The organism is bacterium, from assembly GCA_026416715.1.
GTDB lineage: Bacteria > UBP4 > UBA4092 > JAOAEQ01 > JAOAEQ01 > JAOAEQ01.
On record JAOAEQ010000028.1, the window covers coordinates 23,551 to 33,763 of the forward strand.

Consider the following 10,213-nt stretch of genomic DNA (forward strand, 5'->3'; position numbering starts at 1 on the left):
GTTTAGGAAACAACTATTTTTTCCTGCTTTTGAGAAGATTCATCATTTCGGAATGGATTTTTCCGCCGTTAGTTGCCAGGATTTCCTGTTGATATATCGAGAATGGTTTTCCTTTAAAATCGGTTACTTTTCCGCCAGCTTCAGTTATCATGAGCGTTCCAGCGGCGGTATCCCAAGGGTAGAGTTGCGATTGCCAAAGTCCGTCATACCGTCCCATTGCTACATAGCATAACCCTAATGCCGCACAACCGTCGCGTCGTACCCCTTGACAGTTGATTGAAATAGTATAAAAATTTTCAAAATCGTACCCAGGATTTTCCCGTAAATCGTAAGAAAATCCAGTTGAAACTAGCGCATGAATTAAATCCGGAGTTTTGGAAACGTGGATACGTTTTCCATTTAAAAATGCACCGTTACCTTTTTCTGCAGTAAATAGTTCATTTAACATCGGCGCATAGACTACGCCATAGATAATTTCTCCATCTTTTTCGACGCCAATTGAAACGCAGAATGTCGGATGTCCATGCGCATAGTTAACCGTTGCATCCAGTGGGTCTATAATCCATTTATACGGAGAATCTTTCGCACCGGTCGTTCCCTCTTCAGCAAGAATCTGATGGTCGGGAAACGAACGGCGAATCCGGTCGGTTATCTTTTTCTCGCAGAGATGGTCAACCTCAGTAACGACATTCACCTCACCTTTATACATAACTCTAATTATCTTCCCAAGATTCTTCTTCTGGATTTCGCCTGCTTCTTGCGCTGCAGCTAGCGCAACTTCGATAATCTTTTTCATACGGAAATTATTAGTACCTCGTTTTCGATGTGGTTTTTTCGACTTAGCTTTAGCTAATAGGGTATAGAGTTTTAACTTTAAAGATTACCACCTGCAACTAACGTTGGGTAGAGAACGTTTCTTTTTGAACATATATTATACAGTAGGATTATGCGAATAAGTAACGCTAGTTTAGCTTTCGTCGTCGGTCTTATTCAATGTAGGGTGTTGTGAGGCTGATGTTTCTATCGTTCTCGCTAAATTGCCAAGATAAATGCAAAAACTTCCCATGAAATTACAACGATATTATGCTACAATGAATGTTACCTATGCGAATTATTGTCGATTTCCATATTCATTCGAAATATAGCCGAGCGACGAGCAAAGATATGGATATCCCCGAGCTGGCGCAATGGGCGAAATGGAAAGGTATCAGCTTGCTTGGTACCAGCGATTTCACGCATCCGGTCTGGCTTTCAACGTTGAAACTGAAGCTGAAACCACGTGGTGATGGTTTATTTGAATACGATAATACCGTGTTCATCTTAACGACAGAAATTTCTAATCTCTGGACTTGGAAAAACGTGGGGAAACGCGTGCACAACCTGATTTTTGCGCCTAGTTTCGAGGTCGTTGATAAACTCAATCGGAAACTATCGAATTACGGCAGTTTAACCTCTGACGGAAGGCCAATGTTATCACTTTCCGGCGCAGATTTGGTTAAATTAGTGCTGGATATCTCATCGGAATGTATGGTTATCCCGGCGCATGCCTGGACTCCGTGGTATTCAATCTTCGGGTCAATGTCAGGATTCGATAGTATCCAAGAATGTTTCGGAGACCAGGCGAAATATATTTATGCAATTGAAACCGGGTTATCCAGTGACCCGGCGATGAACTGGCGATTATCTGCACTCGATACCATAACCTTGATTTCGAATTCGGATGCGCATTCTCCAACGCGCTTGGGTAGGGAAGCGAACGTATTCGACCTGCCGGAGCTCTCGTATCAAGCAGTGACTGATGCAATTAAACAGAAAGATAAATCGAAATTTCTCTATACCATCGAATTCTATCCTGAAGAGGGAAAATATCATTACGATGGACATCGGGTGTGCCAGCAGCGGTTTGCACCAAAAGAAACGAGGAAACTAAACGGGATTTGTCCGGTATGCAAGAAATCGGTTACGGTCGGAGTGATGTATCGTGTTGAACAACTTGCTGACCGAAATGAAGGTTTTATTCCACAGAACGCTATCCCGTATAAAAATCTGGTTCCGTTAGAGGAGATTATTGCTGAAGCTTTTGGAAAAGCACCGGGAACCGCTGCAGTCCAGAATCAATATCAGCAATTGGTGTCTACTTTCCAGAACGAATTCCATATTCTGCTGGACTTATCTGAAGAAGAACTCAAACGTGGCGGAATGCCATCTAAAATTATCGAAGGAATTATGAAAGTCCGAAAGGGACAGTTAACTATCCAGCCAGGTTACGACGGCGAATATGGGATTATTTCTATCTTCCCGAAAGAAACCGAAACTCAAGCTGACCAGCTCTCCCTATTTTGATAACCGGATAACCGGAATAGTAAAATAGAGATTTTTCACCGTGGGATTCGCTAAGTCTGCGGGTAAATTTCTTTCCGCCGACTTTAGCCAAGCTCTTCCTTGCCATTGATAACCCATCGCACTTAATGGTATGATTTACTATCTATGCCAATATTCCGTCAGGTCGCTACTACGCCGCAACAGAAAAAGAGAAAAGGAATTTTCGGATTAAGTGGAAATGTTATTGCGTTAGGGTTCGTAAGTTTTTTAACGGATGTAAGTAGCGAAATGATATATCCGTTATTGCCGGTATTTTTGACCACGATACTTGGGGTAAGTTATTCTTTCGTCGGATTAATTGAAGGGGTAGCGGAGACTACCGCAAGTATCGTTAAATTCTTTTCCGGCTGGATTTCGGATAAACTGCGAAAACGGAAAACACTCGTTTTTATTGGATATAGTTTATCTTCGGTTACGCGCCCGTTAGTTGCGCTCGCTACCGCAGGTTGGCATATTCTAGCAATCCGCTTTGCTGACCGTGTCGGCAAAGGGATTCGGACTTCGCCACGAGATGCACTGGTAGCCAGTTCCTGTTCCGAATCTGACCGCGGAAAAGCGTTTGGATTCCATCGGGGTATGGATCATGCGGGAGCGGTGCTCGGTCCCTTGTTAGCGTTCGGTCTACTTGCCCTAATGCCGAATCAATATCGGTTAGTGTTCGCATTAGCGTCAATTCCCGGAATTATCTCATTGTTTGTTGTCTCGCTGTTTGTTACAGAAAGTGTTCCTAAATCGAATTCCCGCCGTTCGGAGAGCGAGAATACGCCTGCTAAAGGAGAACTAACCGCTGAAATTAAAAAGATTTCATTATCCATCAAGCCGTTTGATAAACGATTCAAATGGTTTCTCGTTATTGTTATCTTGTTTACCTTAGGGAATTCAAGCGATGCGTTTCTGATACTTCGGGCGAAAAGTCTGGAAGTTCCGGTAGCGTTATTACCGATTCTCTGGGTTGTTCTGCATATCGTTAAAATGGTAAGTTCGATGCCAGGTGGAATACTTTCCGATAACATTGGTCGGAAAAAAGTTATCATCGCTGGATGGCTGGTTTATGCTCTGGTATATTTCGGATTTGCGTATGCTTCAGCGGCATGGCATATCTGGTTACTATTTGCGGTCTACGGCTTTTTCTTCGGGCTTACCGAAGGAACGGAAAAAGCCTTGGTAGCCGATTTGGTGCCGAACGAACTCCGAGGAACAGCTTATGGACTCTACAACTTTGCTATCGGCATTGCCGCGTTACCTGCAAGTCTTCTGATGGGCATTATCTGGCAAATATTTGGAGTTATCCCAGCATTTTTATTTGGAGCAAGTTTAGCGTTTATCGCCGCTATTTTATTCGTACTTACTATTCCCTTGGAAAAAAAGTAGCCGTAATTATATCTACCAACTTGAAAGAACCAACAACTTTATTGCTGTGCGACAGTGGAGAGGAATCGGAATTGATCGGTTCAATTCCGATTCTTCTCCGCTTATAGAACATTTTTGTAACCAGCCGAAATTATGGTATATCGACCCAAATATCTGACTTTATATCTTTCGGGAAAATTAGTTGACCGTGCAAAGGAGTTAGTTAACCGATTATCGAACTGCAATCTCTGTCCGCAAAACTGTCAGGTTAACCGAATTAAAGGAGAAATAGGATTCTGTAAAACCGGTCGGTTGCCAGTGGTCTCGAGTTATAACCTGCATTTCGGGGAAGAACCGCCAATATCTGGCCATCGTGGTAGCGGGACAATCTTTTTTGCCCATTGCAACCTAGCCTGCGTTTTCTGCCAGAATTATTCTATCAGTCAACAAGGTGAAGGAACCGAAGTGTCAATTGAGCAATTAGCGAATATGATGATTTCACTGCAAGAATCCGGTGCACATAATATTAATTTCGTTAGTCCAACCCATGTTATCGCTCAGATTGTTGAAGCGTTAGTTATTGCTGTTCGGAAAGGATTGTCGCTACCGCTGGTATATAACTCTGGGGGATATGATTCGCTATCAACCTTGCAATTGCTGGAGGATATTTTCGATATCTATATGCCGGATGCGAAATACGGACGAGATGAAATTGCACGGAAATATTCTAACGCTAAAAATTATGTTGCGGTAAACCAAACGGCGCTGATTGAAATGCATCGGCAGGTAGGTGTATTGAAACTTGATGCTGAACAGGTCGCATATCGCGGGCTTTTGGTTCGCCATCTGGTTCTGCCAAACGGATTAGCAGACAGCAAAGCAGTGTTTCAGTTTATCGCGGAAAAGGTTTCGAAAGAAACCTACATTAGTTTAATGAGCCAATATTTCCCAGCAAATAAAGCGCATCGGTTTCCCGAACTTTCCCGGAGAATAACCCGTGAAGAATATTCTATTGCAGAACGCGCGATGCGTAGTGCAGGGTTATCTAATGGTTGGAAACAATGGTAATTTAAATAAATTCAAAGTTCTAACAAAGCGCCCGTTCCACAGAGAGAGCTTTTTGCTTTGTTTACATTGGTAAGCGGAAAATGAAGGTACTACCTTTACCGAGTTCGCTTTCCGCCCAGATTTTCCCATGATGCGATTCGATAATCAACCGGCTAATAGCTAATCCAAGGCCGGTTCCATTAGGTTTATGTTCTTGTGGGAGACGAACCGAATGGAACTTATCGAAAATTGTTTCAAGATGCTCTTTCGGAATTCCAATGCCGGTATCTTGAACTCTAACTTCTAAATATTTAACTGATGAACCGAACTCGGTTACTTCACGAATAGCTTCTGTAATAGTCACCTTACCATGTTCCCCAGTATATTTGATCGCATTGCCGACCAAATTGGCGAGAACTTGCATAAGCCGGTCAGGGTCAGCGTGAAGGATTATTTTTTCACTCAATGGGATAAACTGTAAATCAATCTGTTTTTCTTTTGCTAACGGTGTAAAAGTTAGAAGGGTATCGTTAATCAACTGATGCATATCGACCGCCTGATGATTGAAAGGCATTTTTCCGGCTTCCATTTTTGCAATATCTAGCCAATCATTAATCAACCGGGTTAACCGTTGGGTGTTTTTAATAATTAACTGCAGTGATTTCTGCTGGGATTCGGTAACATCACCAGCCATACCATCGCGAATCAGATTTGCGGCGCCAAGAATTGCAGTGAGTGGAGTACGGAGTTCGTGGCTCATAAAACTGAAGAAATCAGATTTTAACTGGTCGATTTCCTTTAATTTTGCGATCATATCATTAAACACTGTTGCTAAATCTTCCAACTCATCTCCGCCGGATACCGGTAGCTTAACATCCAGATTACCATGCATCACTTCCCATGCAGCCGCACTGAGTAACTCTAAATCGGTAGTTATCCCACGCGCTAGATACCAAGCAATAAAATGAGCTAGTAAAACAAATAATACTGCTACCCCGGCGATAATTATTAATAGGTTATTCCGCTGGAATTCAATTTCATGGGTGGGGATCCCGGTAAATACCATTCCGATTGGCTGGGAATGTGTCCCTAGCAAAGGCACAAAACTCGCATAATAACCCCGCTGTCCATTGTTCCCGATTCGGCCGGTATATGGTTTCCGTTGCGCATAAACCATATTAACGATGGTCGGCATTTCTTCCGACCATAGTATTTTTTGCCCTTGGATTGTAGACGCAACCGCCCGATTCCATATATATATGGCAGTGGCAATCGGTGATTTTTTCGTTTTTCGTTCAAGATATTTATCATTGATAATGTATCCGGCAACTACTATCCCAACAATTTGCTCTCGATTCTTAATTGGTACCGCACCGGCTATCAATAGTTGGTCGTTATTTCCCTCTAATAATTCCACCACGCTTTGACCAGACGCGGCTTTCCGAATCAACCACCAGGTATTAGGGCTTCCCCGCAATAACGTCTCGGTAGTTACCTGAGCAATTAACCGCTGGTCAGAATTAAAAATATACACAAAGTCTAGTTTTGTTTCTTTTTCCATTATTCGGCAGATATGCTGTATTTCTTTCTCTCGATTTGTTCCTAACATTGAGGTAAGGTTGGAGCTTATTGCAATCAATTTTGTATTTGCAAGGACTAGTTGTTTATCTTGGTCAATACTTTCTAGAATTCGCTGGGATTGCGTTTCTGTTCGTTGGATAACCTCGAGTTCAATATTTTGCATTAGAACGGTAGTTATCGGAACCGAAGCGATGGCGATTGTTAATAGAACTAGATTCCGTAGCACCGTATATAGTTTATCTTGAATTTTTAACCGTGGAAGTTTTATGAAACAATAACCAAGCGCAGTAAATCCAAGGAGTTTAAATCCATGGGCAAGTACCCAATTGAAATCATACAATGCACTAAATGCAAACTGGAATTCACTGATTGCTATTAGAATAAACGATACGGATATGAACCCAGAGAAACGACTTTTGTTCGATTTATAATCGGTATAAGCTCGGTAAGCAATCAGCGCACAGAGTAACCCAGCAAAAGTATACAAAGGACTCCGCAGCGACATTATTGACGGGAAAATCGCTCGAAATCGTATCAAGTTTCGGTCAGGATGAACTATCGCAATCGCAATTAATATATAGCCTAAAATCCGACCGAAAAACATTATGCCGAGATACGTATCACCTTGCAAATTGGCTGAATGAATCAATCCGCTCAATCCGATAGCAGTAAATCCGAAGGAATGCAATAACATGGCGATATTCTTCTGCCGAAGATATATCTGCCAGCTGATAAACGCAATTGAAAAACATATCAGGAATACATAGAATTCAACTGCGAAATGGATTATGCCTAAATAGGTGACCATAGAGTATCAATGCAACAATTCACAATAATGCTAACTCAAGAATGGTGGAACGAAAGAACATAGGAACAAAATTTGTATTTTATTTTTTAGATTTTACACTTTTAGTTCTTTCGTTCTCATTTCAAATGTATTTAATCCGTATAAAACGGATGTGAAATTTCGGTTCTTCCTACCTTTAAGATTAGCACATCAGGATTATTTTTTCTAGTTTTTTTACCTTACCGACTGTGATTATTAAATTGCAACCAAAAAAAATGCCGAATAGAAATTTGGTTTCATTTCTATTCGGCATACCTTACATCATACAATCTATTTAGCTAACAATGCAGGAATCTTGGCAACATCAATTTTGATTCCTGGGCCCATAGTCGTACTAACCGTTGCACTTTTTAAATAGGTTCCTTTAGCGGCTGCGGGCTTCGCTTTTAGAATCGCATCGAAAACCGCTTTTAGATTCTCGAGAATCCCGGATTCCGGAAACGATGTTTTTCCAATCGGAACCGTTATCATTCCGGCTTTATCGGTTCGATATTCAATTTTACCAGCTTTAAACTCTTTGATTGCTTTAGCTACCTCGAACGTTACAGTTCCCGTTTTAGGGTTCGGCATTAATCCTTTCGGGCCCAACACTTTTCCCAGCTTACCAACGTCGCGCATGATATCCGGAGTAGCAATGGCAACATCAAAATCTGTCCATCCTTTACTAACTTTATCCACTAAATCTTCAGCACCAGCATAATCCGCACCGCTTGCTTCCGCTTCTTTAAGTTTTTCTCCTTTAGCAAAGACTAATACCCGAACCGATTTCCCGGTTCCTGCTGGTAACGAAACGGTGCCACGAACCATTTGGTCAGCTTGTTTTGCGTCTATTCCAAGCTTTAACGCTAGTTCAATTGTTTCATCAAATTTTGCCGTAGCTATTTTTTTCACGAGAGCAGGAACTTCTTCTAATTGATATAATTTATTGCGATCAACCAATTTCGCTATTGCTTGATACCGTTTACTTCGTTTCATATCTTATGTTCTCCTTTTGGTCCGAGCGGCGAACCGAGTCGCCTCCCAAAATTATTTGTTATCCAGAATACAAAACCACTTATACAACTTCAATTCCCATACTCCGTGCAGTACCTTCAACCATTCGCATTGCTGCTTCGAGAGAACTCGTATTTAAATCCGGCATTTTTAATTGGGCGATTTCTTTAACCTGCGCTTTGGTTACTTTCCCAATTTTATTCTTGAGCGGATCCCCCGACGCTTTTGCAATACCTACCGCACGTTTCAAAAGGACAGATACCGGCGGGGTCTTTAAGACAAAACTGAAACTGCGATCAGCATAAATGGTGATTATTGCTGGGATAATCATTCCTTCCTGTCCTTGAGTTTTTGCATTGAATTGTTTGCAGAACTCCATAATATTAATTCCATGCTGTCCTAAAGCGGGACCAACCGGCGGTGCCGGATTAGCTTGTCCAGCCGGAACCTGTAATTTAACCTGAGCGACTACTTTTTTCGGAGCTGCCATAAATTATTTCACACTCCTCCATGGAAAAGAATAAAATTTAGTATTAACGGGAAGTTAAACCACGCGTTCAACCTGTAAAATATCGACATCAGTTGATACTGTCCGACCTAAAATCGAAATAGCAATTTTTAATTTCCCTTTTTCCTCATCAACCTCTTCTACTTTACCGACTAAATCTATATTTCTCCCTTCAATAACACGAACCATATCACCTATCTGAAACTTTTGTCTTGCTTTTGGTTTTTCCCCTTTGTCTTCCATTAGTTCTTTAATTTGCTGGAACTCTTCCGGACGAACATTGCCAAGGAATCCGGTTATCCCCGAGATACTTCTGCGAATTTCACTCCAAATTTCTTTCCAAGTTATTTCATCTAAATCGGTTTCTAATAATATATATCCTGGGAAGCATTTCCGGGCGGTGGTAACTCGTTTCCCTTCTTTTACCTCTGCAACATTTTCCATAGGGATAATAATTTGACTGATTCGTTCTTGTAGTCCTTTTTCCGCAATAAATCCTTCTAGTTTCATCTTAACTTTATTTTCATGTCCGGAATAAGTGTGGACAACATACCATTGTTTTGCCATAATTAACTCGATTAAATCTAAACCAAAATTGAATTATACCACGTTAACCAGTGGTTATAGTATTATACTTATACTACCGATATATCTGACTCTGAGAATTCGAATTCGCTGGTAATTTGATTAACGAAACAGGTAAGTTAATACAGTTGATAACGCAATATCAAGGAGATATAAATATATCAAAGTTATCACCACCGATATCGCTACTACACCAGTTGACCCAGCGACTGATTTTCGATCTGGCCAAGCTACTTTTTGTAATTCGATTTTAACTTCGCGAAGAAAAATTTTTATTCTTACAAATATATTCGGTTTTTTTTCCTTAGTTTCGTTTGCCATAAAAATAAATATTCACCGATTAGAATACAATTGTATTCTAGCTAACCGCAGATGCCTATGCGTCTATTTCATTTCCTATATCAGATGTTTATTATCGCTAGTGTTAATCTTACGCTACTTTGCGAAAGTTTGTTATCTGGCAGGCCAGGAGGGACTTGAACCCCCAACACCCGGTTTTGGAGACCGGCGCTCTACCATTAGAGCTACTGGCCTAAATTATAAAATCCAAAATCCAAATGAATTTACAGTAATGACTAACATTATCGATATTTAGACTTAGGGATTTTGGATTTGAAATTTACTTGGTTTCTTTATGGATAGTATGTTTTCCACACCAGGCACAGAACTTCTTTATTTCTAATTTATCCTGCGTTTTTTTCTTATTTTTTGTTGTATGGTAGTTTCTTCGTTTACATTCACTACACGCTAAGGTTATTGCTGTTCTCATAATCTATTGGTGCAATCAAAGTTATCTGGACTGATTTCGAAAAAGACAATTTGATACCATCCGTATTTCCTGTTTTATTTAATGATTTCGCTGACCACGCCTGCGCCGACGGTATGGCCTCCTTCCCGAATGGCGAACCGTAACCCTTGCT

Annotated in this window: 11 protein-coding genes and 1 tRNA gene; 3 read left to right on the forward strand and 9 right to left on the reverse strand. The window is 41.0% G+C overall.

What is annotated here, in order from left to right:
• Window positions 1–13: 13 nt before the first annotated feature.
• Window positions 14–796 carry an inositol monophosphatase gene (locus N3A72_10920; GenBank protein MCX7920094.1) on the reverse strand — a complete coding sequence of 261 codons (783 nt, stop codon included), beginning with the start codon at window positions 794–796 and terminating at the stop codon, window positions 14–16.
• Window positions 797–1,104: 308 nt separating this feature from the next.
• Between N3A72_10920 and N3A72_10925 the strand changes: the two genes are divergently transcribed.
• The 3 genes from N3A72_10925 to N3A72_10935 all read left to right on the forward strand — a co-directional run bounded on the left by N3A72_10925 (window position 1,105) and on the right by N3A72_10935 (window position 4,800).
• A complete protein-coding gene (locus tag N3A72_10925) occupies window positions 1,105–2,343 on the forward strand; it encodes an endonuclease Q family protein (GenBank protein ID MCX7920095.1) in 1,239 nt (412 codons plus the stop codon).
• A 144-nt stretch (window positions 2,344–2,487) separates the two neighbouring features.
• Window positions 2,488–3,753, forward strand: a complete 1,266-nt coding sequence (locus tag N3A72_10930; GenBank protein MCX7920096.1) for an MFS transporter — start codon at window positions 2,488–2,490, stop codon at window positions 3,751–3,753.
• Between the two features lie 132 nt (window positions 3,754–3,885).
• Window positions 3,886–4,800, forward strand: coding sequence for a radical SAM protein (locus tag N3A72_10935; GenBank protein MCX7920097.1), 915 nt, complete (start codon window positions 3,886–3,888; stop codon window positions 4,798–4,800).
• A gap of 61 nt (window positions 4,801–4,861) precedes the next feature.
• Here the strand turns inward: N3A72_10935 and N3A72_10940 are convergent, their stop codons facing one another.
• From N3A72_10940 to N3A72_10975, 8 genes are all read right to left on the reverse strand, one after another.
• The gene (locus tag N3A72_10940; protein ID MCX7920098.1) at window positions 4,862–7,168 is read right to left on the reverse strand and encodes an ATP-binding protein; all 2,307 of its coding nucleotides are present in this window, start codon (window positions 7,166–7,168) and stop codon (window positions 4,862–4,864) included.
• Between the two features lie 309 nt (window positions 7,169–7,477).
• Window positions 7,478–8,182: a 50S ribosomal protein L1 gene (gene rplA / locus N3A72_10945; GenBank protein ID MCX7920099.1), complete on the reverse strand. Its 705-nt coding sequence runs from the start codon at window positions 8,180–8,182 to the stop codon at window positions 7,478–7,480.
• A 79-nt stretch (window positions 8,183–8,261) separates the two neighbouring features.
• On the reverse strand, window positions 8,262–8,690 hold the full coding sequence (rplK, locus tag N3A72_10950) for a 50S ribosomal protein L11 (protein ID MCX7920100.1): 429 nt from the start codon (window positions 8,688–8,690) through the stop codon (window positions 8,262–8,264).
• Between the two features lie 54 nt (window positions 8,691–8,744).
• Window positions 8,745–9,275 (reverse strand): transcription termination/antitermination protein NusG, encoded by a 531-nt coding sequence (nusG, locus tag N3A72_10955; protein MCX7920101.1) that lies wholly within the window; start codon window positions 9,273–9,275, stop codon window positions 8,745–8,747.
• 120 nt (window positions 9,276–9,395) lie between these two features.
• Window positions 9,396–9,614, reverse strand: coding sequence for a preprotein translocase subunit SecE (gene secE / locus N3A72_10960; protein ID MCX7920102.1), 219 nt, complete (start codon window positions 9,612–9,614; stop codon window positions 9,396–9,398).
• Window positions 9,615–9,751: 137 nt separating this feature from the next.
• A tRNA-Trp gene (locus tag N3A72_10965) sits at window positions 9,752–9,827 on the reverse strand.
• Between the two features lie 85 nt (window positions 9,828–9,912).
• Entirely contained in the window at window positions 9,913–10,062 is a 150-nt protein-coding gene (gene rpmG, locus N3A72_10970) for a 50S ribosomal protein L33 (protein MCX7920103.1), read from the reverse strand.
• Between the two features lie 74 nt (window positions 10,063–10,136).
• Window positions 10,137–10,213, reverse strand: a 77-nt coding sequence (locus N3A72_10975) for an elongation factor Tu (protein MCX7920104.1), incomplete at its 5' end; no start/stop codon positions are given.

What these genes read in the sequence shown, in the direction of transcription:
- N3A72_10925 (MCX7920095.1), top strand. Translation starts at nt 1,105, where the DNA reads ATGCGAATTATTGTCGATTTCCATATTCATTCGAAATATAGCCGAGCG.
- rplK (MCX7920100.1), bottom strand. Translation starts at nt 8,690, where the DNA reads ATGGCAGCTCCGAAAAAAGTAGTCGCTCAGGTTAAATTACAGGTTCCG.
- secE (MCX7920102.1), bottom strand. Translation starts at nt 9,614, where the DNA reads ATGGCAAACGAAACTAAGGAAAAAAAACCGAATATATTTGTAAGAATA.
- rplA (MCX7920099.1), bottom strand. Translation starts at nt 8,182, where the DNA reads ATGAAACGAAGTAAACGGTATCAAGCAATAGCGAAATTGGTTGATCGC.
- N3A72_10930 (MCX7920096.1), top strand. Translation starts at nt 2,488, where the DNA reads ATGCCAATATTCCGTCAGGTCGCTACTACGCCGCAACAGAAAAAGAGA.
- rpmG (MCX7920103.1), bottom strand. Translation starts at nt 10,062, where the DNA reads ATGAGAACAGCAATAACCTTAGCGTGTAGTGAATGTAAACGAAGAAAC.
- nusG (MCX7920101.1), bottom strand. Translation starts at nt 9,275, where the DNA reads ATGGCAAAACAATGGTATGTTGTCCACACTTATTCCGGACATGAAAAT.
- N3A72_10920 (MCX7920094.1), bottom strand. Translation starts at nt 796, where the DNA reads ATGAAAAAGATTATCGAAGTTGCGCTAGCTGCAGCGCAAGAAGCAGGC.
- N3A72_10940 (MCX7920098.1), bottom strand. Translation starts at nt 7,168, where the DNA reads ATGGTCACCTATTTAGGCATAATCCATTTCGCAGTTGAATTCTATGTA.
- N3A72_10935 (MCX7920097.1), top strand. Translation starts at nt 3,886, where the DNA reads ATGGTATATCGACCCAAATATCTGACTTTATATCTTTCGGGAAAATTA.